The 26,718-nt window shown below is 72.7% G+C and carries 24 protein-coding genes; 11 read left to right on the top strand and 13 right to left on the bottom strand.

The genetic code is table 11. The features are described 5' to 3' along the window. Window positions 1-83 precede the first annotated feature (83 nt). Window positions 84-635: an FHA domain-containing protein gene (locus tag ACZ7DL_RS08585; protein WP_470772503.1), complete on the bottom strand. Its 552-nt coding sequence runs from the start codon at window positions 633-635 to the stop codon at window positions 84-86. A 196-nt stretch (window positions 636-831) separates the two neighbouring features. Here ACZ7DL_RS08585 and treZ point away from each other — a divergent pair, with 196 nt between their 5' ends. Further along, complete coding sequence (gene treZ, locus ACZ7DL_RS08580) at window positions 832-2,577, top strand: malto-oligosyltrehalose trehalohydrolase (protein ID WP_470772792.1); 1,746 nt, start codon at window positions 832-834, stop codon at window positions 2,575-2,577. A gap of 9 nt (window positions 2,578-2,586) precedes the next feature. Here treZ and ACZ7DL_RS08575 read toward each other — a convergent pair whose 3' ends face one another. The 5 genes from ACZ7DL_RS08575 to cyc2 all read right to left on the bottom strand — a co-directional run bounded on the left by ACZ7DL_RS08575 (window position 2,587) and on the right by cyc2 (window position 9,861). Next, window positions 2,587-3,522 (bottom strand): phosphotransferase family protein, encoded by a 936-nt coding sequence (locus ACZ7DL_RS08575; protein ID WP_470772501.1) that lies wholly within the window; start codon window positions 3,520-3,522, stop codon window positions 2,587-2,589. A gap of 52 nt (window positions 3,523-3,574) precedes the next feature. After that, the gene (locus ACZ7DL_RS08570; RefSeq protein ID WP_470772499.1) at window positions 3,575-4,702 is read right to left on the bottom strand and encodes an aminopeptidase P family protein; all 1,128 of its coding nucleotides are present in this window, start codon (window positions 4,700-4,702) and stop codon (window positions 3,575-3,577) included. Window positions 4,703-4,922: 220 nt separating this feature from the next. Continuing rightward, window positions 4,923-5,486: a PDZ domain-containing protein gene (locus ACZ7DL_RS08565; protein ID WP_470772497.1), complete on the bottom strand. Its 564-nt coding sequence runs from the start codon at window positions 5,484-5,486 to the stop codon at window positions 4,923-4,925. A 222-nt stretch (window positions 5,487-5,708) separates the two neighbouring features. Beyond that, the gene (phsA, locus tag ACZ7DL_RS08560) at window positions 5,709-7,583 is read right to left on the bottom strand and encodes an O-aminophenol oxidase PhsA (RefSeq protein ID WP_470772495.1); all 1,875 of its coding nucleotides are present in this window, start codon (window positions 7,581-7,583) and stop codon (window positions 5,709-5,711) included. 115 nt (window positions 7,584-7,698) lie between these two features. Further along, complete coding sequence (gene cyc2 / locus ACZ7DL_RS08555) at window positions 7,699-9,861, bottom strand: germacradienol/geosmin synthase Cyc2 (RefSeq protein ID WP_470772493.1); 2,163 nt, start codon at window positions 9,859-9,861, stop codon at window positions 7,699-7,701. A 152-nt stretch (window positions 9,862-10,013) separates the two neighbouring features. On the opposite strand from cyc2, the gene ACZ7DL_RS08550 reads away from it, so the two are divergent. Continuing rightward, window positions 10,014-10,859 carry an alpha/beta fold hydrolase gene (locus tag ACZ7DL_RS08550; RefSeq protein ID WP_470772491.1) on the top strand — a complete coding sequence of 282 codons (846 nt, stop codon included), beginning with the start codon at window positions 10,014-10,016 and terminating at the stop codon, window positions 10,857-10,859. Continuing rightward, on the top strand, window positions 10,856-12,121 hold the full coding sequence (locus ACZ7DL_RS08545; RefSeq protein WP_470772489.1) for a cytochrome P450: 1,266 nt from the start codon (window positions 10,856-10,858) through the stop codon (window positions 12,119-12,121). The genes ACZ7DL_RS08550 and ACZ7DL_RS08545 overlap by 4 nt, the downstream gene beginning before the upstream one ends. Here ACZ7DL_RS08545 and ACZ7DL_RS08540 read toward each other — a convergent pair. Beyond that, entirely contained in the window at window positions 12,098-13,297 is a 1,200-nt protein-coding gene (locus tag ACZ7DL_RS08540) for a damage-control phosphatase ARMT1 family protein (RefSeq protein ID WP_470772487.1), read from the bottom strand. The genes ACZ7DL_RS08545 and ACZ7DL_RS08540 overlap by 24 nt on opposite strands. Window positions 13,298-13,319: 22 nt before the next feature. Further along, window positions 13,320-13,967: a ScbR family autoregulator-binding transcription factor gene (locus ACZ7DL_RS08535; RefSeq protein ID WP_470772485.1), complete on the bottom strand. Its 648-nt coding sequence runs from the start codon at window positions 13,965-13,967 to the stop codon at window positions 13,320-13,322. Between the two features lie 434 nt (window positions 13,968-14,401). Between ACZ7DL_RS08535 and ACZ7DL_RS08530 the strand changes: the two genes are divergently transcribed. Further along, window positions 14,402-15,328, top strand: coding sequence for a lytic polysaccharide monooxygenase auxiliary activity family 9 protein (locus tag ACZ7DL_RS08530; protein ID WP_470772483.1), 927 nt, complete (start codon window positions 14,402-14,404; stop codon window positions 15,326-15,328). Between the two features lie 18 nt (window positions 15,329-15,346). On the opposite strand, the gene ACZ7DL_RS08525 is transcribed toward ACZ7DL_RS08530, so the two are convergent. After that, window positions 15,347-15,997, bottom strand: a complete 651-nt coding sequence (locus ACZ7DL_RS08525) for a Tat pathway signal sequence domain protein (RefSeq protein ID WP_470772482.1) — start codon at window positions 15,995-15,997, stop codon at window positions 15,347-15,349. Between the two features lie 629 nt (window positions 15,998-16,626). On the opposite strand from ACZ7DL_RS08525, the gene ACZ7DL_RS08520 reads away from it, so the two are divergent. Further along, the gene (locus ACZ7DL_RS08520; protein WP_470772480.1) at window positions 16,627-17,322 is read left to right on the top strand and encodes a DUF6230 family protein; all 696 of its coding nucleotides are present in this window, start codon (window positions 16,627-16,629) and stop codon (window positions 17,320-17,322) included. Continuing rightward, on the top strand, window positions 17,316-17,798 hold the full coding sequence (locus tag ACZ7DL_RS08515) for a DUF6114 domain-containing protein (protein WP_470772791.1): 483 nt from the start codon (window positions 17,316-17,318) through the stop codon (window positions 17,796-17,798). Before ACZ7DL_RS08520 ends, ACZ7DL_RS08515 begins: the two co-directional genes overlap by 7 nt. Before the next feature lie 252 nt (window positions 17,799-18,050). Here the strand turns inward: ACZ7DL_RS08515 and ACZ7DL_RS08510 are convergent, their stop codons facing one another. After that, complete coding sequence (locus tag ACZ7DL_RS08510; protein WP_470772478.1) at window positions 18,051-19,013, bottom strand: ABC transporter substrate-binding protein; 963 nt, start codon at window positions 19,011-19,013, stop codon at window positions 18,051-18,053. 380 nt (window positions 19,014-19,393) lie between these two features. Between ACZ7DL_RS08510 and ACZ7DL_RS08505 the strand changes: the two genes are divergently transcribed. The 4 genes from ACZ7DL_RS08505 to ACZ7DL_RS08490 are packed head-to-tail and all read left to right on the top strand — an operon-like array spanning window position 19,394 to window position 23,633. Continuing rightward, window positions 19,394-22,138 (top strand): sensor histidine kinase, encoded by a 2,745-nt coding sequence (locus tag ACZ7DL_RS08505; protein ID WP_470772476.1) that lies wholly within the window; start codon window positions 19,394-19,396, stop codon window positions 22,136-22,138. Further along, window positions 22,135-22,611 carry a roadblock/LC7 domain-containing protein gene (locus ACZ7DL_RS08500; protein ID WP_470772475.1) on the top strand — a complete coding sequence of 159 codons (477 nt, stop codon included), beginning with the start codon at window positions 22,135-22,137 and terminating at the stop codon, window positions 22,609-22,611. The genes ACZ7DL_RS08505 and ACZ7DL_RS08500 overlap by 4 nt, the downstream gene beginning before the upstream one ends. Window positions 22,612-22,627: 16 nt before the next feature. Further along, complete coding sequence (locus ACZ7DL_RS08495; RefSeq protein WP_470772473.1) at window positions 22,628-23,044, top strand: DUF742 domain-containing protein; 417 nt, start codon at window positions 22,628-22,630, stop codon at window positions 23,042-23,044. Then, a complete protein-coding gene (locus ACZ7DL_RS08490) occupies window positions 23,031-23,633 on the top strand; it encodes a GTP-binding protein (RefSeq protein ID WP_470772471.1) in 603 nt (200 codons plus the stop codon). Before ACZ7DL_RS08495 ends, ACZ7DL_RS08490 begins: the two co-directional genes overlap by 14 nt. Window positions 23,634-23,636: 3 nt before the next feature. Here the strand turns inward: ACZ7DL_RS08490 and ACZ7DL_RS08485 are convergent, their stop codons facing one another. From ACZ7DL_RS08485 to ACZ7DL_RS08475, 3 genes are read right to left on the bottom strand one after another with little or no spacing between them, the layout of a single operon-like run. Next, window positions 23,637-24,305: an ABC transporter permease gene (locus ACZ7DL_RS08485; protein WP_470772470.1), complete on the bottom strand. Its 669-nt coding sequence runs from the start codon at window positions 24,303-24,305 to the stop codon at window positions 23,637-23,639. Next, window positions 24,302-24,955 carry an ABC transporter permease gene (locus ACZ7DL_RS08480; protein ID WP_470772468.1) on the bottom strand — a complete coding sequence of 218 codons (654 nt, stop codon included), beginning with the start codon at window positions 24,953-24,955 and terminating at the stop codon, window positions 24,302-24,304. The genes ACZ7DL_RS08485 and ACZ7DL_RS08480 overlap by 4 nt, the downstream gene beginning before the upstream one ends. Continuing rightward, the gene (locus tag ACZ7DL_RS08475) at window positions 24,952-26,082 is read right to left on the bottom strand and encodes an ABC transporter ATP-binding protein (RefSeq protein ID WP_470772466.1); all 1,131 of its coding nucleotides are present in this window, start codon (window positions 26,080-26,082) and stop codon (window positions 24,952-24,954) included. The genes ACZ7DL_RS08480 and ACZ7DL_RS08475 overlap by 4 nt, the downstream gene beginning before the upstream one ends. 242 nt (window positions 26,083-26,324) lie before the next feature. Between ACZ7DL_RS08475 and ACZ7DL_RS08470 the strand changes: the two genes are divergently transcribed. Continuing rightward, window positions 26,325-26,717 carry a hypothetical protein gene (locus tag ACZ7DL_RS08470; protein WP_470772464.1) on the top strand — a complete coding sequence of 131 codons (393 nt, stop codon included), beginning with the start codon at window positions 26,325-26,327 and terminating at the stop codon, window positions 26,715-26,717. Window position 26,718 lies beyond the last annotated feature (1 nt).

The raw sequence follows: 26,718 nt of genomic DNA, 5'->3' as shown, positions 1-26,718 counted from the left end.
GTCTTCCGCAGTGCGGCTCACCCGAACGGGACGGTACGCGCGCGTCGCTGCGCATGCGTTCGAACAGGACCGGCCAGGCAGGCTCAGCTCGCCGAGAGCCGGAACGCCATCCTGCCGAAGGCGACCTGGTCGCCCTCGCGGACGACGACCGAGCCGATCACCCGGCGGCCGTTGACGGTGGTGCCGTTGGTGGAGCCCAGGTCCTTCAGGACCCACATGCCGCCGTGGTTGCGGAGCTCGGCGTGCACGCGGGAGACGGTCTCGTGGTTCAGGCGCAGCCCGTTCGCCGGGTCGCGGCCGATGCGCAGCGGGTGGGTGTGCTCCGGGTGCGGCAGCAGCAGCTTGGGCAGCCGCTCGGCCTGCCAGGCCCGGCGCAGCCGTACGGTGAACCCGGAGACGGCCTCCACGGTGCCGAAGACCGCGCGGGAGAGGCGGTTCTCCCGGGGCAGGTCGGCGACGAGGGCGGCGAGTTCGTCGGAGCGGCGCGCGGCGAGCGCCAGCTCCATGCGGCGCACGAACGTGTCGTGCGAGAGCCGGCCCAGGGCGACGCCGTCGCGCAGCACCTGGAGCGCCTTGTCACGCTCCGCGTCGGACAGGCGCGCCGGGTAGGTGGAGAACTCGAAAGACGACGTCACGCACGTGATTGTCGGGCAGTGAACCCCGGGTGTCCAGAAAACACGGAATCGGTGCCCACGCACGCGTACGGCGACGACACCTGCCGGGAAAGGCGGTATTGGAAAGCGAATTGATCGTCCGGGCGGCACGATGGAGGCGCGGGACATCACGGTGAGCAGAGACACCATCACGGTGAGCGGACGAAGGGGAACCGTCGTGCAGTTCGAGGTGTGGGCACCGCAGGCAGACCGGGTGACGCTTCATTGCGAGGGCACCACGCGCGCGTTGGCGCGTGATCCCGCGCGCGCGGGCTGGTGGTCGGGCGAGGCGGACGCGCGGGACGGCGCGCGGTACGGGTTCGCGCTGGACGACGGCCCGGTGCGGCCCGATCCGCGCTCGCGCCGCCAGCCGGACGGCCCGGACGGGCTGAGCGCGGTCGTGGACCACGGGCGCTACGCATGGCGGACTCGGTGGGCGGGGCGCGGGCTGCCCGGTGCGGTGCTGTACGAGCTGCACGTGGGCACGTACACCCGCGAGGGCACCCTGGACGCCGCCGCGGCCCGGCTGGACCACCTGGTGGAACTGGGTGTCACCCACGTGGAGTTGATGCCGCTGTGCCCCTTCCCGGGGCGGCACGGCTGGGGCTACGAGGGCGTGTCGCTGTGGGCGGTGCACGAGCCGTACGGCGGCCCCGAGGCCCTGAAACGCTTCGTCGACCGGGCGCACGAGCTGGGACTGGGTGTCGTCCTGGACGTCGTCCACAACCATTTGGGCCCGTCGGGCAACCATCTGCCCGCGTTCGGGCCCTACTTCACGGACACCCACCACACCCCGTGGGGCTCGGCGGTGAACCTGGACGCGCCCGGCTCGGACGAGGTGCGCGCGTACCTGGTCGGCAGCGCGCTGGCGTGGCTGCGGGACTACCGGATCGACGGGCTGCGGCTGGACGCGGTGCACGCGCTGTACGACACGCGCGCGCGCCACTTCCTGGAGGAGCTGTCGGCGGCCGTGGACGGCCTGGCCGGCGACGTGGGCAGGCCGCTGTTCCTGATCGCCGAGTCGGACCTGAACAACCCGCGGTTCATCACCCCGCGCACGGAGAACGGCCTGGGCCTGCACGCGCAGTGGAACGACGACTTCCACCACGCCCTGCACACCACGCTGACCGGCGAGTCCCAGGGCTACTACGCCGACTTCGCCCGCGACCCGTTCGCCGCGCTCGCCAAGACGCTCACCGGCGGCTGGTTCCACGACGGCACCTACTCCAGCTTCCGGGGCCGCCACCACGGCCGTCCGCTGGACCGCGCGCGGGTGGGCGGACACCGGCTGCTCGGCTACAGCCAGACCCACGACCAGGTCGGCAACCGCGCCCAGGGCGACCGGCTCTCCGCGCACCTCTCCCCCGGTCTGCTGGCCTGCGCGGCCGCACTGACGCTGACCGCGCCGTTCACGCCGATGCTGTTCATGGGCGAGGAGTGGGCGGCGGGCACGCCCTGGCAGTTCTTCACCGACCACACCGACCCCGAGCTGGCCGAGGCGGTACGGCGGGGCAGGCGGCGGGAGTTCGCGGCACACGGCTGGGCCGAGGAGGACGTACCGGACCCGCAGGACCCGGCGACCCGGGAGCGGTCCTGCCTGGACTGGTCGGAGCCGGAACGCGAGCCCCACGCGCGCGTGCTGGCCTGGTACCGGAAGCTGATCGCGCTGCGCCGCGCCCAGCCCGACCTCACCGACCCGGACCTCGCCGACACGAAGGTGGCGTACGACGCGGAGGCCCGCTGGCTGGCCTTCCGGCGCGGGGACGTCCGGGTGGCGGTGAACCTGGGCAAGGAGCCGGCGGCGATCCCGCTGGGCACCGGCCGGGTGGAGGTCCTCGCGGCCTGGGAGCCGGTCCAGGCACCGGGCCCGGACGGACTGCTCCAGGTGCCCGGGGAGTCGTGCGTGGTGCTGACACAGCCCTGAGCGGCCCCGTCAGGGCTCCGGCCCGTCCTCCGGGAAGTCGGTGACCCGCTCCAGCAGGATCGGCTCCCAGGCGTGCCGCAGCTGGGTCCTCAGCAGCGGCAGGGAGCCGCTCGTACGGCCTTCCAGGTGGTCGGTGAGGCGGATGACCGTGTCGCAGCGGGCGAGCCACAGGCCGCGCAGGCAGGGGCGGGCGCCGTAGCCGGCGAGGGTGGCGGCGCGGACGGCGGCCGGGGAGCCGACGGCGACGGCGAGTCCGGCGATGTCCTCGGCGGGGTCGCCGAGAGCCGCCGCGGTCCAGTCCAGGACGCCGCGCACCCGGCCGTCGGCGCTGACCACCACGTGCGCGCCGGTCAGCCCGTGGTGGGTGAGGACGGCGGTGCCGGGCTGCGCGGCGAGCTGTGCCGCGCCGGGCGGGGTGAGCTGGTGCAGCCGGGCGGCGTCGAACTCGTCGGCGGCGGCGAGCCGTTCGGCCGCGTGCACGGCCATCCGGCGCAGTGCCTCCAGCGAGCGCGGCGCGGTGCGCGGCACGCCGAGCGTCTCGGCCTGGCGGACCGGCACCGCGCGCAGCCCGCCGAGCAGCCCGGCGAGGTCGGCCTCGCCGACCGCGGAGACGTCGTGCTCGTCGGCCGTGCCGCCGGGCACCCGGGTGTCGAGGGTGTAGGCGAGGCCGGGCGCCCAGTCGCCGTGCGCGACGCTGGTCGGGACGGCGACGGGCACATGCGGGCGGACCAGGTCGCGCAGGCGCAGTTCCCGGCGGCGGCGGACGGACGCCTCGCGGTCGGGGGCGAGGCGCAGCACATGGCGGCCACCGATCCACCAGGTGTGCTCGCGATCCTCCGTCACGGGGCGCACATCGGGTCCCCCGGTGCCGTCGTCGCCCTCCTTGAGCAGCGAGCGGACCAGTCTGCGGACGCTGTCCGCGGTGGGTGTCGGTGCCTGGGTCATGGGTCGCGCGCAACCGTTCCGGGTGTGGTCGAGAAGGGTCTCCTTGTGTCTCTCAGTCCACTATGACCATCTCACGGGTGGTGTTGTTGAGACGGCGGCCCCCGTCCTCGGTGACCGTGACGATGTCCTCGATGCGCACCCCGAAGCGACCGGGCAGATAGATGCCGGGCTCCACGGAGAAGCACATGCCGGGCACCAGGGGCTGCTCCTCGCCCTCGATCATGTACGGCGGCTCGTGCGTGGTGACGCCGATGCCGTGCCCGGTGCGGTGGATGAAGTACTCGCCGTACCCGGCGTCCGCGATCACCGCGCGGGCGGCGCGGTCGACCTCCTGGCAGGCCACGCCCGGGCGTACGGCCCGGAAGCCGGCCTCCTGGGCGGCGCGCACGACGTCGTGGACCCGGCGTTCCTCCTCGGTGGGCTCGCCGACGTGGACCGTGCGGGTGGTGTCGGAGCCGTAGCCGTCCTTCAGGCCGCCGAAGTCGAGGACGACCATGTCGCCGGGCCGGATGACCCGGTCGCCGACCTCGTGGTGCGGGTTGGCGCCGTTGGGCCCGGAGCCGACGATGGTGAAGTCGACCTGGGAGTGGCCGAAGCGGCGCAGCAGGCCGGCGAGGTCGTGGCCGACGTCGGACTCGCGGCGGCCGCCGAAGGGAACCTTCCGGATCTCTTCGAACGCCTGGTCGGCGGCGGTTCCGGCGGCTGCCAGGAGTTCCAGTTCGGCCGCGTCCTTGACCGCGCGCAGCATGGGGAGGGCGTCGGTGAGGGAGGCGTAGGAGGTGTCGGGCAGGGCGCGTTGGAGGCCCAGCAGGTGCATCGCCCAGGTGTTGTCGCTGATGCCGAACCGGCCGCGGGTGTCGAGGAGGCCGGCGGTGACGGCGTAGGGGTCCTTGCCGTCGGTCCAGTCGCGCAGGGTCAGCGCGCCGGCGCCGGCCGCGTGCTCGGCGTCCGGGGCCTCCAGGGTGGGCACGACGAGCACGGGGTCCCGGCCGGGGGCGAGGACCAGCACGGTGAGCCGTTCGGTGACGGCGGTGGGCGTGTAGCCGGTGAGCCACACCATGTCCGGTCCCGGGGCCACGAGCAGCCCCGCGAGGCCGGCGTCCGCGGCGGAGCGCGCGGCACGCTCCATGCGGGCCGCGTAGTCGGCGGCGGTGAAGGGCGCGGGTGCGGTACCGGTCATCCGGGCCTCCGGGCGCGGGTGAGGAAACAGGGGCGATGCGTCTCGGGCAGCATCCTGCCCGCCCGGACGGAGCCACGCGAGCCGGTCACGCGGTCCGGCGTCCCACGGTCCACGGCGAGGGGGCTCGGCATGGGTTCATCATGACCCGCGGGACGGAGGGTGACCAGCGTGTTTCGTGGCGTGTACGAGATCCGGGGGGCCGGGCCGCATCCCGGCTCGGTCAGGTCACCACTCCGGGGGTCACCGTCAACTGCTGGTAACCGCCGCTGGTGTGGCGCACGGTGAGCAGGACCGCCTTGCCCGGGCTTGCCCGGGTGACGGCTCGGGCGAGGTCGGCGGCGGTGTCGACGCGGGCCGCGCCGAGCTGGAGCACGACGTCCCCGCGGACCAGGCCCGCCGTGTAGCCGGGGCCGGGCACGTGCACGCCCACCACCAGCGCGCCCGCCTTCTCGGCGTCGACGGCCTCCACGCCCAGGGTCGCTCCGGGCCCGGCGGGGGCGGGGGCCGGCGTGGCCGCGGGGGTGGCCCCGGCCGAGGGCGCGGACGGCGGGGTCCGGCCGTGCAGCTCGGCGAGTCGGCTCATGCCGATCACCGTGGCGCCGACCGTGCCGATACCGATGCCGACGAGCAGCAGCAGGGTGCCGGCGCACAGGCCGAAGATCAGGGTCCGCAGCCGCCGTCCGCGCCGGGGCGCGGCGTGCGGGCGGCGCGCCGGGCCTGTCGTGTCGTCGTCCCGCCGGTCCTGACCTGGCATCGGTTTCGGCCGCAACGCAGTCTGTTCCATGGTTCGCTCGCCTCCGGCTGGTGCTCTACCCGGGACGGTGCGCCGCGACGAGACACGAAAGGGTGAGACTGGCCGGAGGGTGGCGGAGGGTAGCCATAGCCGTCGACGCAGCGCACGGCACCCCGCCGGGCCGACGGGGTGTGTGCGGCCGCGGCTGGGTACGGGCCGGGTCCGGCGCGCCGGGCCGTCTGCCGATCCGGACGCACCCCGGCGCTGCGGGGGTCAGCCCGTGTGGCCCTCGCCGTGGCCGGCGTGGGCGCCGCCGTGGTCGAACTTCAGGGCCTCGGGGGGCATGACGACGAAGGGCCGCATCATGCCCATGTCCTCGTGTTCCAGCAGGTGGCAGTGGTACATGAACCGGCCGTACGCACCGTCGAAGCGGCCCATGACCCGCAGCATCTGGTTCCCCGGCACCCGGAAGACGTCCTTGTAGCCGCGCTCGTTGGGGGCGAGCGGAATCGCCGTCCCCGCGTCGTACCGGATCGGGGTGCGGGTGCCCCCGGCCTCCGGGTCGAAGCCGGAGACGTCGTAGGCGTCCCGGCCCAGCAGTTGGAAGTCGGCCAGGTGGATGTGCATGGGGTGCACGATCGGCGCGAGGTTGAGGAAGCTCCACTGCTCGTGGCTGCCCTCGCCGATCGTGAAGCCGAGCCCGTCGTTGAACGTCCGGGCGGTGCGCCGGTACGTCTTCGTGGTGCCGTCGGGTCCGGTGACCTGGACGATGCCATCGGCCGGGAGCCGGAGGCCGTCCGGGGCCTTGACCTCGGTCATCTCCCAGATCTCCGGATGGCCGCCGGCGCCCTTGGTGGCGGGCGGGGTGAGCAGGATCAGGCGGTGGCCGTGCGGGATGTCGTGGCTGAGGCGGCGGAAGGAGCCGGAGAGCACCTCGGGCAGTTCGAAGGTGTCCTCCGGGCAGGTGTCCCGGACCCGGAACTCCAGGACGGCCGGGTAGGGCACGTCACCCGCCGGGTCGGGCACCCCGGCCGGCTGGTTGCGGCCCTTGTTCACCAGCCGCAGGGTCCGGCCGGCCAGGCCGCGGAAGTCGACCAGCAGGTCGAAGCGCTCGGCCGGCGCGGCGGTCAGGGCGGGCAGGTCCGCGGCGAAGTCGACCGGCACCGGACGCGGCAGCAGGCCGCCGTCGCTGCCTATCTGGTGGACGATCCCCGGCACCGGCTCGCCGTCCTCGTCGATCAGGACGAGTTCGAAGATGCGCGCGTTGGAGGCGTTGACCAGCCGGAAGCGGTACCAGGCCGGATCCACCTCGGCGTACGGCCATATCCGGCCGTTGACCGTGGTGTAGGGGCCGGTGAACGGGATGGAGACGGGCTTGCCGGTCTCCGGGTTGCTCTGCTGGACGATCACCGTCTTGTGCAGCAGACGGCCGTTGAGGCGGCCGTCCTCGTCGGTGTCGAGGTTGCGGTCGGCGATGAGGAGCGGGATCTCCCGCTCGCCGGAAGGCAGATGGAGGGCGTCCTCCTCGTCGTCACGGACGAGGTAGGTGCCGTACAGGCCCGCCATCACATTCCACCGCGTGATGTTCATCGCGTGGTCGTGATACCACCACTGCACCGCCTGGTGGTCGTTCGGATACTCCGAGAGCTGGGCGTCGCCGTGGCCCACGGCGTTGTCCGCCCAGCCGTCGTTGCCGCCGCCGGTCTGGGCGCCGTGCAGATGGGTCACCGACCAGGCGGGCAGGGCGGCGACGTCCTTGTTCGGCTCGACGCCCTCGCGGCCCGGCTCGGTGGTGGCCTGCGGCCGCCCGTCCGTGCGCAGCGGCACCTCCACGGAGGTGACCGGGTACTCGCTGTCCCTGGGGATGCGGTTGGTCCAGGCGATGCGGACCCGCTGTCCGCGCCGGACCTCGATGGTCGGGCCCGGCACATGTCCGTCGTAGCCCCACATCAGGGTCGGCGGCAGCTGCGGGTGCAGGCGCACCCAGGACGGGCGCAGGGCGATCTCGGTCTCGCGCCGGACGTCGTCCGCGGCGGGCCGCAGGACGGGCGGCACGGTCAACGGAGCCGCATACGGCGTCAGTTCGCTCGGCGCCGGCTTCTTCTCCTGCGCGGTCTCTCCGGTGAGCCTCTCGATGGTCTCGGACAAGGTCGAACACCCCCGTGTGTTCTGCGGTCTGTTGTTCCCCTTACTCCACAAGACTCCCGAGGGCTCACCGAAGTTCCCCGAATGCCCGGTTCCGTACGAGAAGATTCCGCGACGGTCAGCCGAACGACAGGGCCGGTACGGCGGGCGGACGGTCGGGCACGAAACCGTGGGCGCGGCGGCCGAGCCACTCGGCCTTGTACCGGTCGACCTCCCGGTGCCAGTTGAGAATGCCGGCCAGCCAGTTCCGGAGGTCCAGCACATAGCCGTCCATGACCGTGCGCGCCTCGGCCGACAGCTGGAAGTCCTCGTAGAGAACGGGCAGTTCGTGACTGACCACGTGCTCGAACTGCTGCATGCGCTGGGTCATCAGGTCATGGACGACACCGAGCGCGGCCGGGTAGTCCACACCGAAGAAGTTCTGCACGACCAGGACGGCGTTGTGGATCTCGCCCTCGTACTCGATCTCCTTCTGGTACGAGAAGACGTCGTTGAGGAGGCAGGCGTAGTCGATGGCGGCGTTCTCCAGGGAGCGCACCGGGCCGCTGGCGTACACCTCGGCGGGGATGGCTGGGCCGTGGCCCATCCGGCACAGGCTGAGGGTGAGGTCCGAGCCGAAGGTGGAGCGGCGCATCTCCAGGTAGTCGACCGGGTCGGGGACGCGGTTCTGGAGCTGGTTGGAGAGCTCCCAGACCCAGCTCTCGGTCATCTTGTCCACGGCCGTCTTGAGGGTGCGCCGCTGGTCGACGGTCATCTCGGCCGTGGTGCGCGTCCACAGGTCGATCAGCCCGCGTTCCATGGCGTTGCCGGGGACGAGGGCCGGCGCGCCCTCGACCGGCATGCACTCCGAGAGCCGGGCCGTGGTCAGCCGGGCCGCGGCGAGGTCCCGGCGGTGGCCGTACACCAGGGGGTAGTAGTCGTCGCCGTAGGTGCCCCAGGCCAGCCACTGTGCGCTGAGGTCGAGGGCCTCGGGGGTGGCGTCCGGGTCCAGGCCGGCGGAGCACAGCGCGAGGTCGTAGGCGGCGAGCTTGTCCTCGTCCCAGACACCCTCCTGGAGGATGCCCATGCTGTGGCACCAGTCGACGAGGTGACCGCGGGACCGGTCCAGGTGGGGGCTGAGCGCCACCTCGAAGGGCATGTAGAGGTCGGGGATGCGGGCCGGGCCGACCTTCTGGTAGGGCACGTGGGAATAGGCGCGCAGGCGGTCCCGGGCGGCCGCGGCGAGGAGTGCGCCGATATCGGCGGCCGAGGTGCCGGGACCGCTCGGGAGCCGCCACGGCGAGTCGGACCGCGCGCCCTTGTTCATGTAGCGGCTGGAGCGCATGTGCCACTCGTGGCCGCCGGACTGCCAGTCCTGAAGTCCCCTGGTGTAGGCGGCGACCGCCGCGACCTCGCCGGGGGTGAGTCCCTTCTCCAGGGCGGCGGCCGGGACTTCGGTGAGCGCCGTGTGCTCGAACTGGTACAGCCGGGAGGTGAGGATGTCGTTGACGGTCTCGGCGGCCTCCTGGGTGGTGCAGCCGAAGAACTTCTCCAGAACCAGCACGCCGTTGCTGTTCTCGCCCTCGTCCTCCACCTCGCGCTGGTAGGAGAAGAGGTCGTTGCGCAGGTGGACGCCGTCGGAGAACGTCTCCATGAGGACGCGCAGCGGCCGGGTGCCGGCGACGGCGGCGGGCACCTCGGCGGTCGCATACTCCACGAGCCCCGCCGACCAGGGCGCGCCGCCCACCTTGCGGCGCATCTCGATGTACTCGACGGGGTTGGCGATGCGGCCCTCGTTGATGTTGGACAGCTCCCACATCGACTCGTTGAGCAGGTGTTCGGTCGCGACGGAGAAACGGCGGCGCCAGTCCACTGACATCGACGGCACGGTCCGTGCCCACAGGTCCCTCAGTCCGGCCTCCACCGGATTCTCCGGTTCGGGCACGGGTGTCGCGAGGTCGAGCGGCATGAACAACGGCAGGCGGTCCAGGTGCGCCTTTCCGGCGGCGCGGTCCTGGGTGCGCTTGAACATGTCCAGGAAGTGGTCGTCGAAGAAGAACACCCACACGTACCAGTCGGTGATCAGCGACAGGGCGGGTCCGTCGCAGTCCGGATGGGTGTAGGCGCACAGGAGCCCGTAGTCGTGCGCCTCCAGGTCGGCCTGCTCCCAGATTCCGGAGCCCTCCAGCATGCCCATCTCGCGGGCCCAACCGGTCGAGTGGGCCCGGGCCTCGTCCAGGTGCGGGTTGAGCCGTGCGAGATACGGCATGTAGAAGTGCGGGAGTTCGAACGGCTGCGTCATGGCCGGGCCCTACCCGTGGCCCGTGACCCCCATCCGCCGTGCTGCACATGATCACACCATCGCGTGAACCCGCCCCGAAACCTGGAACTCCGGGGTGTGGTTGTGGCGTTCGCTCCCTTGCCGTGCCCGCCCGCGGGCGCCACGGTAGGCGCATGACCTCCTTCGTGCTGCCCCATGAGGTGCACGGCGTCGGCGCCCACAAGGTGTTCGCCGTGCACGGCTGGTTCGCCGACCGGTCCGCCTACGCGGCCGTCCTGCCGGACCTCGACCGCACGTCCTTCGGTTACGCGCTGGTGGACCTGCGCGGCTACGGCGAGGCCCGGGACGCGACGGGCGCGTACACGACGGCCGAGGCGGCCGTGGACCTGGTGGAGCTGGCGGACCGGCTCGGCTGGGAGCGGTTCTCGGTGATCGGGCACTCCATGGGCGGCGCGGTGGCGCAGCGGCTGCTCTCCGTCGCCCCGCACCGGCTGCGCCGGATCGTGGGTGTCTCGCCCGTACCCGCCTCGGGCATGCCGCTGCCCGGCGAGCAGGCGGCGCTGTTCATGGACGCCGCGCACCGGGCCGAGAACCGGCGCGCGATCATCGACGTCACCACCGGGGGCCGGCGGCCCGCCGCCTGGCTGGACCGGACGGTCGCCCGCTCGCTGGAGCGCAGCGACGCCAAGGCGTTCCGGGCCTGGCTCGACTCGTGGGCGGGCGAGGACTTCAGCGCCGCCGTGGCAGGCAGCGAGGTGCCGGCGCTCGCCGTGGCCGGCGCGCTGGATCCGGCGCTGTCGCCGGAGGTGATGCGGCAGACCTGGATGTCCTGGTATCCGCGCGCCCGGCTGGCGGTGCTGCCGTGCGCCGGCCACTACGCCATGGACGAGACCCCGCTGGAACTCGTCCGCACCGTCGAGGACTTCCTCCGGGCGGACGAGTCGGACGCGGCGGCCGAGCCGGACGGGGTGAGCGCGGCGGACGGGGTGAGCGCGGCGGCCGCGGGCGAGCCGGCGTGAGTCTGCGCGAGGCGCCGCCGGTGCCGGACGTCTTCGATCCGCGCCGGTACGCCGCCGGCGTGCCCTACGACGACTACCGTGTGCTGCGCGACCATCATCCGGTGGCCTGGCAGGAGGAGCCCGCGGTGCTGGGCTGGCCGGCCGGACCCGGGTTCTGGGCGGTGACCCGGCACGCGGACGTCGTGCACGTGCTGAAGGACGCGACGGCGTACTCCTCGTACCTCGGCGCGACCCAGATCCGGGATCCGGACCCGGAGGATCTGCCGTTCATCCGGCGGATGATGCTCAATCAGGATCCGCCGCGGCACGGCAGATTGCGGCGACTGGTGAGCCGGGCCTTCACGCCGGGGCGTGTGGACCGGTTCGCGGCGGTCGCCCGGGAGCGGGCGCGCACGCTGCTCGCGGGCGCCGTGGAGGAGGCGCGGCAGGGGGACGGCACGGTCGACCTGGTGGCGTCCGTCACCGACGAGTACGCCCTGCTGAATCTGGCGGATCTGCTGGGCGTCCCGGAGAGCGACCGGGGGCTGCTGCTGCACTGGACGCAGCGGGTGATCGGCTACCAGGACCCGGACGAGGCCGGTCCGCCGGTGCTGGACGGGTCGGGCAGACCGGTGAACCCGCGGTCGCCGGCGATGTTGCGGGACATGTTCGGCTACGCGCGGCAGTTGGCCGTGCACAAGAGGCGGCACCCCGCCGACGACATCATGACCACGCTCGCGCACGACACGGAACTCGCCGATGCCGAGTTGGAGATGTTCTTCTTCCTGCTCACGGTGGCGGGTAACGACACCGTGCGCAGCGCGGCTCCGGGCGGCGTGCTGGCGCTGGCGGAGCATCCGGAGGCGTACGAGCTGCTGCGTGCCGGCAAGGTCGGCATACCGTCCGCCGTCGACGAGTTGCTGCGCTGGCATCCGCCCGTGCTGACCTTCCGCCGGACGGCCGTGCGGGACACCGAGCTGGCGGGCCGGGAGATCCGGGCGGGCGACAAGGTGGTGGTGTTCCACGCCTCGGCCAACCGGGACGAGCGCGTCTTCGCCGGACCGGACCGGCTCGATCTTGCCCGCTCCCCCAATCCGCACGTCTCCTTCGGGGACGGCCCGCACGTGTGCCTGGGCGCTCACTTCGCCCGGCTTCAGTTGCGGCTGTTCCACGAGGAGGCGCTGTGCGCCCTGCCGCTACCGCCGCGCCCGGCAGGACCGGCCGGCCGGCTGGTGTCGAACTTCATCAATGGCCTGAAGTCACTGCGGCTGCACGTCACCTGACGGATCGACCTCGATCAGGGCGTGGGTGCCGCTCGTCCGCCAGCCGTCTCCCTCGGCCGCCGTCAGCGCGGCCTCCGTCTCTGCGGACAGGCCGGTGATCACATCGGACTTGAGGGTGCGCAGCGCGGCGACCGGGCCGGGGAAGTAGGCGGTCGTCTCCCGGAAGGGCGTGGTGGGCGGCCAGAGCCGGTCGCCCACCAGGCGGCGGTAGTTGAGGTCGCCCTTGACGAGGGTCAGCGTGGCCGCCGCGAACTCGGCGCGCAGGTCGTCGGGCATGTCGGCGTACGGCAGCGGGGAGCAGGAGAAGGGATGGGCGCGGACGGTGAGCCGGCCGTCGGCCATGGCCGACCAGAGCACGCGCGCGTGCTGCGCGGCCGCCCCCGGTGCCCTGCGCAGCCGGTGCAGCGCGTCTACCACGTCGGCGGTGGTCGCGTCGGAGACGTAGTACGGGTGGGGCTTGACGTGCAGCACCGCCCGCGCGGCCCGGCCCTCGGCGAGGAGGTGGGCGATCAGGAGGAGATCGGGGACGAGTTCGCGGCCCGCGTTGTCCGCGACGAGCACGAGCGTGCCCGTCCCGGTGGGCGGCAGCAGCGACCACAGGGTCTCGCTGTCGTCGGCGACCAGTGCAGGGGCCGGTTCGTGGGCCGCGGTGCCCGCGGCGGAGAGCCGGAAGCCGAGGTCGGCGCGGTTGCCCCACAGCGAGCCGTGCAGCAGGGCGTGCCCCCGCTCCTGCTCGGGCAGGTCGCGCAGGCCGTCCAGGGCGGCCAGTTCCTCGCCGGTCTCCGGGGCGTCGAGTTCGGCGCGTTTGAAGGGGCGGAAGGGGTCGATGCCCTGCCAGGCGCCCGGGCCGAAGTAGCCGACGGCGTCGAGCAGCCGGCGGTAGAAGTAGCTCTCGGACCACAGCCAGGGGATGTCGTACCAGGACCGTCCGGTGTGGTCGGCCAAGCCCCAGGCGTGCCACCGCTCCCGGTCCGGGGCGTGGGCGGGCAGCGGCTCGACCGTTCCCTCCCTGCAGCTCTTGAGCAGCTCGTCGAGCGCCGTGTGCTGCCCGGGGCCGTAGGGGAAGGCCTCCCGCACCTGCCGGATGATCGCGGGGTGCCGCTCGGCCAGCACGCTGTGCGGGAACGAGCCGGGTTCGTTGCCGAGGATCACGGGTGCGAAGGGGGTGTGGGGCATGTCCGTCACCGTATCGCGGGCGTCAGGCGGTTCTGATCTCCCGCTCCAGGTGCGTGGCGAGGGTGACGTAGCGGGGGCGGCGGTGCACCGGCACGAGACCGCGGATCACGAGGTGCCACATCTCGGCGACTCTGCGCGGCAGCCGCCCGACGGGTTCGAGCGAGCGGCCGGCGACCCGGGTGCCGATGAAGAAGCAGACGAGGGAGTGGGCGACGGCGCCGACGTCGAGATCGCCGTGCACATCGGCCTCTCTGACCGCTCCGCTGAACTTGCGGGTGGCGAACTCCTGCCACTCGGTGAACGGGTGGCGCAGCGGCGGCCGTACGGCGATGTCGGCGGTGGCGAGGCGCAGTCCGGCGCGCGGCACCGGGTCCTCCACGGCCAGCCGGGCGATGCCGAACGTGGTGCGCATGAGGGCCTCCAGCGAGGAGCAGCCGCGGTTCTCGACATCGGCGACGAGCTGTTGCGCCGCCCTGGCCTGGAGTTCCAGGATGGCGTGGGCCAGATCCTCCTTGGCGGCGAAGTGGAAGTAGAGGGCGCCCTTGGTGACCTTCGCGTGTGCGACGATGTCGCTCAGGCTGGTGGATTCGTAGCCGTGCCGGTCGAACAGGTCGGCGGCGGCCGTGATGATCGTTGCCCGGGTCTGTTCGGCGCGTAACTGCCTCGCCATCCTGGGACCCCTCCTCGCACCTCAAACGAACAGGACATGCGGTTTGTTTTTAACCCCTTGCATACGATAACTCACCCAGGGGCAACGGGAGTCCGGCGTGCCGGGCGCGAGGGGCGACACGTGTCAGCGACACGCTCGGCGCAGATCGCGTCCTCGGCGCTGTGTGAACGGGCGAGACCACACCGGTTCCCCCTTCGCTGCCAGCCGGCGCCCGGCTGCCTCGGGGCGACGGGTGCCGCACCTGTGATCGCCACGATACGAGGCCGACGGCCGGCTCCTCAACGGGGCGTCGGAGCAGGCGCGAAACAGCCGAAGCGGTCGGTGCTTTCACGCCCCCCGGGGTCGAGTGCGCGGTCCGGCTGAACGCGGCGGGCGCCGGCGCCGTACTGGTCGCCGCAGACCCCTTTCCCGCGCCTGCCGAGGAGACGCCCCGGATGACTCGGATGACCGCCCGCCTGAGCGTCAGGGTGGCCGCTGCGGCGGCGCCGCTCCTGCTTCTGCCGTGGGGGGCGGGCACCGCCCAGGCGCACGGAGCCCCCATCGACCCGGTCAGCCGGGTCCGCGCCTGCTCCCCCGAGGGCGGCGACGCCGCCCGGTCGGCGGCCTGCCGGGCCGCGGTCGCGGCGAACGGCGCCCCGTTCACCGCGTGGGACAACCTGCGCCTGGCGGGGGTGGGGGGCCGTGACCGGCGGGTGATTCCGGACGGCAGGCTGTGCAGCGGGAATCTGCCGGCGTACCGGGGCCTCGACCTGGCCCGCCGGGACTGGCCGGCGACGCGACTGGCACCGGGCGGCCGGCTGACGCTGACGTACGCCTCGACCATCGCGCACACCGGAACGTTCGAGCTGTACCTGACCAGGCAGGGCTACGACCCGGGGCGGCCGCTGACGTGGTCCGATCTGCCGGAGCGGCCCTTCGCACGCATCACGGACCCGCCGCTGCGCGACGGGGCGTACCGCATGAGCGCCACGCTGCCGGCGGACCGGACGGGGCGTCAGGTGCTCTACACGGTCTGGCGGAACAGCAGTACGCCGGACACCTACTACTCGTGTTCCGACGTGGTCTTCCCGGAGCGTGGGAAAGCCGCCGGGGCGGCGCGGTCCACGCGGCCCGCGACGGCGACGCCGGCCGCGCCGCGTCCGCGGCCCGACCGGACGGCGAGCGCCCCGGCGGAGAGTTCACCTCCTGTGGCACGAAGCGGTGAGGGGCGGTCCCGGGCCGCCGGCGACGACGCGACCGCGGTGGTGCAGGCCACGCACGGCGGCTCGGGACCCTCGGCGCCGCTGCTGGCGGGCGGCGCCGCCGGAGTGCTGCTGCTCACCGGGGGCGCCGTCCTCGCCCTGCGGCTACGATGGCGCTGAACCGGACCCTCCGGTCGGTCAGTTCACGTAGACGCGGACACCCCCGTCGGTGACGGGCGCGTACTTGGCCGTGAAGTAGCCGTTGGCGAAGCACAGCGACGAACCGGAGGTCTTGGTGAACTGCTGGTTGGTGAAGGTGATGCTGCTGTCGCCGTTGTCGGCTTTGCCGCTCAGGCCGGGCGCCTGATACACGCAGGTCACGGTGCCCAGCAGGGTGCGCAGCTGGACGGTGGCCTGGATGACGGACCCGCTCGGGGGCGAGATGGTCAGGGTGCCGTCCGAGGTGACCGTCGCCGAGTAGGGCAGGTTGTTGATGGTGATGCCGTTGACACCGAGGACACCGGTGACGTTGCTGGTGCAGGTGCTGCTGTCGAAGGTGTGCCCGGTGACGGACTCGGTGGCCGTGCCGGGGGCGGCCGGGTTGCCGGCGACCTGGGCGGTGAACTGGGAGCCCGTGCACTTCACGCCGCTGGTGCCGGTCGCGCTGGAGTAGAAGGTGGCGTACGTGCCGGAGGCCAGGGGCGCGATGAGGGTGTCACCGACGGCGACCGCGGTGCCGCCCGTGCTGCCGGTGGTGAGGACCGTGCCGGCCGCGGAGGCCGGGGTGGCCCAGGCTAGGGCGAGCGCGGTGGTGGCGCCGGCGAGGGCGACGAGGGATCGCGTACGCATGCGGGTACCTCTCTTTTCGAAGTGGGGGGACAGATGAGGTGAGGTGGGGGGTGGCGGGTGGCGGGTGGTGCGGGCGATGCCGCCGGCGCAGGTCCGTCACGCCTTCTCCGTACGCGACGGACCGGCGACGGCGGCACACCGGGCACCGGCCGAAGACCTCGGGGGAAGGCCTCCGGCCGGGCCGGACAAGGGCGCGGCCGGGCACGGGATGACGGGGGGGAACGACCGTGCCGGAGCCGCGCTGCGAGGTGGAGCGGTTGCCGTGAAGGGCCGGGAACGCGGTCGGTGCCGCGCCGGGGACGCGGCGGATGCCGCCTGCTGGATCCGGCGCCACGGATCCGTGGAAACAGGGGAAGTTGTAGACCCGCTCAACCATCAACGTCAAGGTGAGAAAGGCGAGTTGTGGCACGGAAAAGCGGGCCGCGCACATCCGACACCGTTTTTCCACAACTCCCTTGACCCTTCAAAGTAACCGGCGGTAACTTCCTCGAAGGCTACTGCCGCGTAACGAGAAAGCCCTTGCACCCACCGGGAGTTGTGAGGAGGCGTGCGCGGCATCCTGCTGTCCGCGCCAGGACACCGCGCCACTGAACCCCAACCCGCATTGATCCGTGCCCATGGGAGCAGACATGGCCTCGTCCCCGGACGTCCCGTCCGTCGGCAACACCCCCGAGAACCCGGGAAGCGACACCCCGACCGAAGCCCCGAACGCCGGGACCACCCCGGGCGGTCAGAGACGGGGGCGTGTCCGGGCCCGCCGGGCCGCGGTGATGGCGGTACCCGCCACCCTGGTCGCCGCCGGCCTCGCGGTCCTCACCGCGCAGGGCGCGCTGGGCGTGCAGTTCGCGATCTCCGGCATGCCGTTCACGGTCACCGCGACCGAGCTGAACGGCACCGGGTTCGAGCAGTTCGGCGCGCTCGACAACATGGCGGAGGGCAGCCCGAACGCCGGAGACTCCGGCGGCCAGGTGCTCGTCGTCACCTCCGCCATCAAGAACGCCACGCTCACCAAGCTGTGCCAGAGCGTCGACCTCGGCGGCACCAACCTGCTGATCACGGCGGGCAGCGGGTCGGAGAAGGTCCAGGCGACCGACCTGACCACCGACTCCACCGAGCTGACGGGTAACGCGAAGTTCGACAACATCGAGATCGGCAACGACGCCAGCACGCTGACCAAGGCGGGCGTGAAGGGTCCGATCGGGGTCTTCAGCCAGCAGGCCGACACCGTACACATCGGCAATCTGCGGCAGACCAACTACGCCACCACGGCCGGCGTGTTCAAGCTGCCGGGTCTCCGGCTCCGCTTCAGCGACTCGGGCTGCTGATCACCGTGCCCGATCCGCACACCGCCGGGGACCGTCCGCACCGGGGACCGAGGCTCGCCTTCCGCGGATGGCGGGCCCGCCGGCCGTTCTGGGGCGGGCTGCTGCTCGCCCTCGGCGGCGGCGAGATCCTGCTCACCGAGAAGGCCTCGCTGAAGGTCGTGCTGCACATCGGCATGCAGGGCCTGGCCGGCTATCTGCTGCCGGCGCTCATGGTGATCCTGGGCCTGCTGACCCTGTTCAACCCTTCCCAGCGGCTCTTCTACTCCATCACCGGTGTCCTGCTCTCCCTGGGCACCTGGCTCACCTCCAACCTCGGCGGCTTCTTCCTCGGCCTGCTCCTCGGCGTCACCGGCAGCTGCCTGGCCTTCGGCTGGCTCCCGGACCAGGAACCCCGCGTCAGCCGCCGCAAACGCCGCAAACAGGCGAGAGCCACGGCCCGCGCCCTGGCGCCGGAGGGGGCGGAGGGGACGGCCTGACCGGCCGGCCGGCGCAGCCCCGCGGACGGGTCGCCGAGGCGCAGAAGAGACCCGCCGAGGCGCAGACCGTCGCCCGCCACTGCCGCCGGCGCCACGCCGAGGCGGGGCTGCGCGTGGGCAGGTTCAGACCGTCCAGCGCCAGGGCGAGCGGGGCGGCGAAGAAGCCGCCGTGGTCCAGCAGGACGCGGGTGTCCCCGGGCTTCGGGGGCACCCGCGTCGGCACGTCCACGCCTCGTTCCGGGCGGTGGGGCGTCAGCCGAGACCGGTGGACTTCAGCCAGGCCTTGGCGACGTCCAGCGGGTCCTTGTTCTGCGCCTGCACCTGGGTGTCCAGGTCCAGCAGGGTCGCCGTGTCGAGCTTGGCGGAGACCGCGTTGAGCGCGTCCACGCCCTCCTTGGACAGCGCGCTCTTGTACACGAGCGGCTGGACGTTCTCGAAGCCGAAGAGGTTCTTCGGGTCCTGGAGGACGACGAACTTCTCCTTGGAGATGTTCGCGTCCGTGGTGAAGAGGTCCGCGGCCTGTACGGCGTCCTTCTTCAGCGCCGCCAGCGTGAGCGGGCCGCCCGCGTCCAGCGCCTTGAAGGACTTGAACTCCAGGCCGTAGACGGACTTCAGGCCCACCAGGCCCTGCTGTCGGGTCTGGAACTCCGGCGAGGCGCCGATGACCAGGTCCCCGGCGACGTCCTTCAGGTCGGCGATGGAGGACTTCTCGGTGAGGTGGTACTTCTTCGCGGTGGCCGCGTTGACCGTGACCGAGTCCTTGTTCTGCGCCGACGAGGGCTCCAGCAGGGTGAGCTTGGAGTCCAGCTTGGTGTCGATGGCGGCCGTGGTGTCGCCGACGCTCTTCGGTGCGGCCTTCGGGTCGAGGTAGGCCAGCAGTGCGCCGTTGTACTCGGGCAGTACCGATATGGAACCGTTCTTGATCAGTCCGTAGGTGGTCTCGCGGCTGCCGATGTTCGGCTTGTACGTGACCTTGATCCCCTTGGCCTTGAGGGCCTCGCCGTAGATGTCGGCGAGCAGGGTGCTCTCGGGGAAGTTGTTGGACCCGACGACCACGCTGTCGCCGCTCGCCTTGCCGCCGTCCGTGAGGGGGTTGTCCTTGTCGTCGTCCTTGGAGGAACAGCCCGCCAGCAGAGCCGTCGCCGCCACGAGGGCGACCGCCGCCGCGCCTCGGTTCCTCCGGATGGACCTGCTGATGTGGGTCGTTGAAGTCACGCGTCGATCCAATCCAGCCGGTTCTCGGTCAGTCAAGTGCCGTGGATCACCGATTGGTCTCCTTCTGTGGTCAGTTGTGCACGGAGAGCGGTCTCTTCGTAACGGATTCTTGATGAAAGGCGAGCCGGCCGAGTCCTCAACCGGCTGTAGCCTCATGCCGGTTGGTATCGACCACAGCGGTGCGCGGGGACCGCTCCGGTGTCCCTGACACAGGCGTTCCGGGGGCGACGGCGCTCCCGGTCGAGGGCGACGAGGCTCTCGGGTCGGGGGACGGCGCTCTTCCGTTCGGGGAGACGGCACCCCGGGTCCTGGGGTGACGGCTCTCCGGATTACCGGGGGGTGACGGCTCCCCCGGTCAAGACACCCACGAAGGAGGCCCGGTGTCCACGACGCAGGTGGACGCACCCGCCCGGCACGCCCCGACGGGGGGCTCAGCCCGGGGTTTCGCCGACCGCTGGCCCTTCCGGCGCAAGCTCAACCTGCTCGTCGGCATCCCCCTCGCGGTCATCGCGGGCCTGCTGGCCTACCTGTTCACCAACCTGGCACAGCAGTCGTCCAGCGCCGCCTCCGCCGCCCGGCTGGTGCGCGCCAGCACGCAGGTGGCGCGGCTGGTGGACCGGGTGGAGGCCGAGCACCAGCAGGCCATCCTGCTCTCGACGCGCTACGAGTCCGGGGACGTGAGGCCCTCGACGTCCGCCTACCGCGCGGCGCGGAAAGCGGTCGACTCGCAGGTGGCCGAGGTGCGCGCGGCCTTCGGCGACCGGCTGCCGCAGCGCGAGGCCCAGGCCCTGCGCGGGGTCGCGGGCCTCAGCAGTCTGCGCACCTCGGTGGAGCAGTCGTACCTGCCCGCCGACAACATCGACCCGGCCTACGCGGGCGCCGCCCAGAGCCTGATCGACGGCCTCGGTCTCGACCGCGACGCCGACCTCGCCGAGACCTTCGCCGGCAGCCTGCTCGACTCCCTGCTGCGCGCGGACGCCGCCCACGGTGCGTTCGAGACCAACGTGTTCGCAGCGACCACGGGCGACACCAACGCACAGATCGAGTTCACCAGCGCGGTCGGCGCCTACCAGCTCTACACCCACCAGGCCGAGCGCTTCACCCGGTTCGCGACCGGCGCGCAGGCCGAGCGGCTCGCCGGTATGGAACACACGGAAGCGCAGCGGGAGATCGCCGAGGCGTACGCCGAACTCCAGGTCAGCGCGGGCTCGTTGCAGGCGGACGGCCAGGAGGAGACCAGGCGGGCGGTCCAGGACGCGCTGACCGACTACCCCGCCTACCCGGAACAGGCCGCCGCCCGGCTGAAGATCACCACCGCGCTGATCGGCCAGATCGCCGACCGTGCCGACGGCGCCGCCGACTCCGCCCGGTTGCGGGCCGGCCTGCTGCTGAGCGGCGCGGTGATCGCCTTCGCGCTGTGGATCGCCTTCGCGGTGCTGATGCGCCGCTCGGTGGTCCGGCCCGTGCAGGCGCTCACCGGGGCGGCGCGGGAGGTCGCCGAGGTGGCGGAGCGCGAGCTGGCCCGGGTGGCCGACGACGACGCCGAGGACGACGGGCCGCCCCGGCTGCGGGACATGCCGGTCACGGCCCGCGACGAGATCGGCGACCTGGCCGAGGCGTTCAACCACGTCCAGACCACCGCCGCCGCGCTGCTGGAGCGCCAGGTGCTCAGCCGGCGCAACACCGCCGAGATGTTCGGCAACGTGGGCCGCCGGGTCAGCAACCTGACGACACGGCAACTCGCGCTGATCGACGCCGTGGAGCGCGGTGAGACCGACCCCGCGCTGCTGGAGCGGCTGTACTCCATCGACCACATCGCCGTACGACTGCGCCGCAACGCCGACAGCCTGATGCTGCTGGCGGGTATCCGCGAGACCGTGCTGGACGCCGGGCCGACGGCGCTGTCCAACGTGGTCCGGGCCGCGCTCGGGCAGATCGAGGGCTATCAGCGGGTACGGCTGTACGTGGCGTCGGACGCCATGGTGGAGCCGGACGTCATCGGGGACCTCACGCTGATGACGGCCGAACTGCTGGAGAACGCGGTGTCGTTCTCGCCCGAGGGCAGCCCCGTCGAGGTCACCGTCCGCTCCGGCGCCGAGGCCGCGCACGTGGTGGTCACCGACCACGGCCTCGGCATGAGCGCCGAGCGGCTCGCCGAGGAGAACGCCCGGCTGATCCGCCGGGAACGGCTGGACCTGGTTCCGACCAAGGTGCTGGGCCTGTTCGTGGTGGGTGCGCTGGCGCGCCGCTGGGAGGTCGGGGTCGAGCTGACCCGGACGCCGGGCGGCGGTGTGACGGCGGAGGTGACCCTGCCGCCCTCGCTGCTGCTCACGCCGCCCACGGGGACGCAGGCTCCGGTCCGGCCGAGCGCGCCGGTCACCGCGGGGCGCGGGCCCGTGGCCGGGGTGCCGCGGCCGGTGGCGGCGCGCCGCGAGCCGCCGTCCGCACCGACGCCGGACACCGCCCACGAGAAGGCGGCGGCCGACGGCACCGGCCGGGACGAGCCCGCCCGCGCGGAACGCGGCGGCCCCCTGCCCCGCCGAGTCCCACGACGCGCACCGCAGGCCGCCTCCCCACCCAAGGCACCACACGCCGACGACACACCGGCCACCTCCCCACCCAAGCCACCACACGCCGACGACACACCGGCCACCTCCCCACCCAAGCCACCACACGCCGACGACACACCGGCCACCTCCCCACCCAAGCCACCGCACACCCACCCCACACCGGCCACCCCAGCGCCGGAGACCTCCGGACCGTCCCCTGCCGAGGGGCGGAGCGAGCCGCCCTCCGGTACCGGGCGCCCGCTGCGCCGCCGGGTCCGCGGGGCCACCCTGCGGACCACCGCCGGTGCCGCGCCGGCGGTGCCGGAGGCCGCCCGGCCGCTGGACGCGGAGGCCGTCCGCAGCGCGCTGGAGGAGTTCGAGGAGGCGGTGGAGCGCGCCCGGCGGGACAGCGACACCGGCGGCTTCACGCGTCCGGCGGACACCACGGCGGCCGCGCACCCGGACGACCCGACCACGCACCCCGGCCCGACCACACCGCACGACCCGACCACGCACCCCCGCCCGACCACACCGCCGCACGACCCGAACCACGAACCGGAAGGAGCCGAGCAGTGAGCACGTCGACAGGTGACACCCCGACGGGCGGCACCCCGCCGGCCGACCTGCAAGCGGCCGCGGCCGACTTCACCTGGCTGCTGAACCGCTTCGCGACCGAGACCGCGGGCGTCGTCGACGCGATCGCCGTGTCCTCCGACGGTCTGCTGATCGCGGTGTCGCAGCTGCGCGAGCACGCCGACTCCGAGCGGCTCGCGGCGATCGTCTCCGGCATCACCAGCCTGGCCGCCGGCGCCTCCGGCAACTACGGCCTGGGCGGCCTGAACAAGGTCATCATCGACCTGGAGGGCGGACACGTCATCGTCTCCGCGATCGGCAGCGGCGCCGTACTCGGCGTCGTCACCGACAAGGAGGCCAAACTCGGCAACATCGCCTACGAGATGACGCTGTTCGCCAACCGCGCCGGTGCCGCGCTGAGCCCGCAGCTGGTACTGGAGCTGAAGAACAGCGTGGGCGCCGCCGCGGCCCGCTGAGGAGGAGAAGGTTCCCATGGCGGACGGCATCCCGCCCCCGGGCCCGGACCCGGTCGGCCCCGCCCCCGCCGTACGGCCGTACCTGGTCACCGCCGGCCGGGTGGCGGACGCCGGCTCCGGCCGGGCGCTGCCCGTGGAGACCCAGGTGGTGGCCACCGCCGACGGGCTCGACGCGCTCGGCCGGCTCTCCTTCGAGCAGCACGACATCGTCGCCGCGTGCCGGCTGCCGCAGTCCGTGGCAGAGCTGGCGGCCCGGCTGCGGCTGCACCTCAACGTGGTCCGCGTGCTGGCCGAGGACCTGCGCGAGGCCGGGCAGCTGGCGGTGTACGTGCCGGACGCCGCGGCCACCCACGACGCGTCCGTCCTGCGCAGGGTTATCGACGGCCTGCGGGCCGTCCCCGACTCCCGAGGGGTACCGAGTGACACCGACTGAACCGCTCCAGGCCCGGGGCCCGGCCGCGGCCTCGGCCGTTCGGCCGCCGCTGCCGGTGAAGATGGTGGTCGCGGGCGGCTTCGGCGTGGGCAAGACCACGGCCGTCGGCGCGATCTCGGAGATCGAGCCGCTGACCACCGAGGCGTCGATCACCGAGGTAGCGGCCGGGGTGGACGACCTCACGCACACCCCGCGCAAGACCACGACGACCGTCGCGATGGACTTCGGCTGCCTCACCATCGACCCGACGCTGAAGCTGTACCTGTTCGGCACGCCCGGGCAGGAGCGGTTCGGGTTCATGTGGGACGACATCGTGGAGGGCGCGGTCGGCGGCCTCGTCATCGTCGACACGCGCCGGCTGGACGACTGCTATGCCGCCGTCGACTACTTCGAGCACAAAGAGATCCCGTTCGCCGTCGCGGTCAACGCCTTCGACGGCAGGACGGAGCACTCCCTGGAGGAGGTCCGCTGGGCGCTGGACGTCTCCGACGGGGTTCCGGTCGTGGTGTTCGACGCCCGGGAGCGGGGCTCGGTGCGGGACGCGCTGCTCGTCGTACTCGAACTGGCGCTGGCCCGCACCGAGGGATAGCCGTCAGCCGCTCCGGCGCACTCCCGGCGACACCGTGAGCCGGGATGCCGCCCAGAACAGGGCGAGGGTCGCGAGGGCCAGACCGGCGACCAGGGTGGCGCCGCCGACGACCTTCTCGTAGTTCTTCTGGTAGAGGCCGTCGATGATGTACCGGCCGAGCCCGCCGAGGCTGACGTAGGCGGCGATGGTGGCGGTGGAGACGATCTGGATGGCCGCCGTGCGCAGGCCGCTGAAGATCAGCGGGAGCGCGACCGGCACCTCCACCTGGAGCAGCACGCGCGCCTCGGACATCCCCATGCCCCGGGCCGCGTCCACCGGCGAGGGGTCGACGGAGCGGACCGCCTCGTAGGTCGTCACCAGGATCGGCGGTACGGCGAGCACGACCAGCGGGATCATCACCGGCAGCAGGCCGAAGCCGATCCAGATGAACATCAGCACCAGCAGGCCGAAGCTGGGCAGCGCCCGGCCGGCGGTGGCGACGAGCGCGAGGGCGTTGCCGCCGCGGCCGAAGTGGCCGGTGAGCAGGCCGACGGGCAGTCCGATCGCGGCGGCTATCAGCAGGGCCTCCAGCGAGTACCGGACGTGTTCGGCGAACCGGGTGGGGATGCCGTCGTAGCCGTGCCAGTGGGCGCTGTCGCTGAAGAAGGCGTGCGCGTAGTTCAGGACGTTCACCGGGTGGCACCCTTCCTCGGCATCCAGGGGGTGAGGAGGAGGCGGACGAGGACCAGCACGGCGTCGGCGAGGATGCCCAGCACGGCGATGGTCAGGACCGAGTTCACGGCGAGGGCGGGGCGGTGGTACGTCTGCGCGTCGTAGAGCATGTTGCCGAGGGCGCCCTGGTTGCCGATGAGCATGCCGACGCTGACCAGGGAGATGCTGGAGACGGTCGCCACCCGCAGGCCGGCGATGATGGCGGGTACGGCGATGGGCAACTGCACCTGGAAGTACCGGCGTACGGGTCCGAAGCCCATGGCCTGGGCGGCTGCCAGGGTCTCCGGCGGCACCGAACGGACGCCGTCCACGATCGCCGGGACCAGCACCACCAGGCTGTAGAGCGCGAGCGGGATCATCACCGTGGTCTCGCTCTGGCCGAAGTAGTCGATGAGGACGACGAAGAAGGCCAGGGACGGGATGGCGTAGAGCACGGTGGTGATGCCGAGGACGGGCGGGTAGATCCAGCGGAACCGGACGCACAGCTGGGCCACGGGCAGCGAGACGAGCAGTCCGGCCAGCACCGGCAGCAGGGCCTCGCGCAGATGCAGCCCGACCAGGCCGAGGTAGCTGTGCTGGAGGTCGCTCGGGAGGTCGAAGAAGCCGCTCATCGGCCGGCCTTCGCGTCGGCGTGCTCCGCCACCCGGCTGTGGGCGGCGCGGATCGCCTCGCCGATGACCTGCTGGGACACGACACCGACGGCGCGTCCCTCGCCGTCCACCGCGACGGCCCACCCGGTCGGGGAGAGCACGGCACCGTCCAGCGCGGTGCGCAGCGAGTCGGCGCCGGGCACGAACGGCCGCCCGAAGTCGAGCAGTCGGTCCCGGTCGATGGCGCCGGCGGAGAGCCGGTCCGGCTCGCTCCAGCCGAGCGGCCGGCCGTCGAGGTCGGTGACGAGCAGGTAGGGGGCCGCGGCCCGGGAGGCCAGCTGCCCGGCGTCCGCGTCGATCGCGACGATCGGCGCGGTCTCCAGCTCCATCCCGTCGGCGGGGAAGAAGGAGAGCCGGCGGATGCCGCGGTCGGCGCCGAGGAAGTCCTCCACGAAGGGGTCGGCGGGCGCGCTGAGGAGTTCGGCGGGCGGGGCGAACTGGGCGAGCCGGCCGCCGGTGCGCAGCACGGCGACCTTGGTGCCCAGCTTGATCGCCTCATCGATGTCGTGCGTGACGAAGACGATGGTCTTGCCCAGCTCCTCCTGGATGCGCAGGAGTTCGTCCTGGAGACCCTTGCGGACGACGGGGTCGACCGCGGAGAACGGCTCGTCCATCAGCAGCACCGGCGGGTCGGCGGCGAGCGCGCGGGCCACGCCGACGCGCTGCTGCTGGCCGCCGGAGAGCTGGTACGGGTACCGCCTGGCGAGCGCGGCGTCCAGCCCGACCCGTTCCATCAGCTCGGCGGCCCGGGCCCGGGCCTGCTGCTTGGTCCGGCCGAGCAGGCGGGGCACGGTGGCGATGTTGTCCAGGATGGTGCGGTGCTGGAAGAGCCCGGCGTTCTGGATGACGTACCCCATCGAGCGGCGCAGGGTGTTGACCGGCTGCTGCCGGATGTCCTCGCCGTCGAGGAGGATGCTGCCCTCGCTGGGCTCCACCATCCGGTTGATCATCCGCAGGGTCGTCGTCTTGCCGCAGCCGGAGGGCCCGACGAGGACGGTGATCGCGCGGTCCGGTATCTCCAGCGACAGCCGGTCGACCGCGACCGTGCCGTCCGGATACCGCTTCGTGACTGAATCTATCCGTATCAAAACGCCGCGTACCCTTCGGGTCCGACCGATCCTGGCTGACGCGGGGAGAGTCTAGACCGCGCGTGTTCGGGCGCGTTGGCGGGAGAGCGCAGCCGAGACGGCGGCGGCGCACCGGGGCCGCCCGCAGCTGGAACGGCGGGACGGGCCGGCGGTGTTCACCCTGCGGCCGCCGGGCCAGGCGGCCGGCACGAGTGCCATGAAACCCCGGGGCACTTCCGAGACGTCCGCCTACCATGGGTGACGTGCGGTCACCCGAGGAACGTGATCAGCAACTGGCGCTGCTGTGCGGCCAGTTGCCACTGCTGCGCCGTCTGCACCAGGGTCCGGTCGGTGCGACCGGGCGGCGGGCCGTCGAACAGGCCGTCCAGGCCGCCCGGGCCGGTGAGCCCATCGCCGCGCACCTCGCCGAACTGGGGCTGCTGGCCGACAGGGCGGACACGGCCGGGGCGCCGGCCGGGGCCGACGCCCGCTCGTCGCGGCCGACCTCCGTCGCCGACGACGGTCCGCACACCGTGTCCGGGGCGCACGTCTGCCCACGCGGGGTCTGCGCCCGGCGTGAGCGGCGGCGGGCGGACCAGGAGCTGCCGGTGTGCGAGGTGTTCGACGTGGCCCTGCGTTTCGACGCCGAGAGCTGAG

It is taken from the genome of Streptomyces sp. NPDC036984 (genome assembly GCF_055607665.1).
The sequence above is the reverse complement of the archived record's forward strand: the minus strand, read 5'-3'. Positions and strand labels throughout refer to the sequence as shown.

Bases quoted from the DNA above. Each gene is read 5' to 3' on its own strand.
- ACZ7DL_RS08575 (WP_470772501.1), bottom strand. From the start codon at position 3,522: ATGACCCAGGCACCGACACCCACCGCGGACAGCGTCCGCAGACTGGTC.
- ACZ7DL_RS08570 (WP_470772499.1), bottom strand. From the start codon at position 4,702: ATGACCGGTACCGCACCCGCGCCCTTCACCGCCGCCGACTACGCGGCC.
- ACZ7DL_RS08565 (WP_470772497.1), bottom strand. From the start codon at position 5,486: ATGGAACAGACTGCGTTGCGGCCGAAACCGATGCCAGGTCAGGACCGG.
- cyc2 (WP_470772493.1), bottom strand. From the start codon at position 9,861: ATGACGCAGCCGTTCGAACTCCCGCACTTCTACATGCCGTATCTCGCA.
- ACZ7DL_RS08550 (WP_470772491.1), top strand. From the start codon at position 10,014: ATGACCTCCTTCGTGCTGCCCCATGAGGTGCACGGCGTCGGCGCCCAC.
- ACZ7DL_RS08540 (WP_470772487.1), bottom strand. From the start codon at position 13,297: ATGCCCCACACCCCCTTCGCACCCGTGATCCTCGGCAACGAACCCGGC.
- ACZ7DL_RS08535 (WP_470772485.1), bottom strand. From the start codon at position 13,967: ATGGCGAGGCAGTTACGCGCCGAACAGACCCGGGCAACGATCATCACG.
- ACZ7DL_RS08530 (WP_470772483.1), top strand. From the start codon at position 14,402: ATGACTCGGATGACCGCCCGCCTGAGCGTCAGGGTGGCCGCTGCGGCG.
- ACZ7DL_RS08525 (WP_470772482.1), bottom strand. From the start codon at position 15,997: ATGCGTACGCGATCCCTCGTCGCCCTCGCCGGCGCCACCACCGCGCTC.
- ACZ7DL_RS08520 (WP_470772480.1), top strand. From the start codon at position 16,627: ATGGCCTCGTCCCCGGACGTCCCGTCCGTCGGCAACACCCCCGAGAAC.
- ACZ7DL_RS08495 (WP_470772473.1), top strand. From the start codon at position 22,628: ATGGCGGACGGCATCCCGCCCCCGGGCCCGGACCCGGTCGGCCCCGCC.
- ACZ7DL_RS08480 (WP_470772468.1), bottom strand. From the start codon at position 24,955: ATGAGCGGCTTCTTCGACCTCCCGAGCGACCTCCAGCACAGCTACCTC.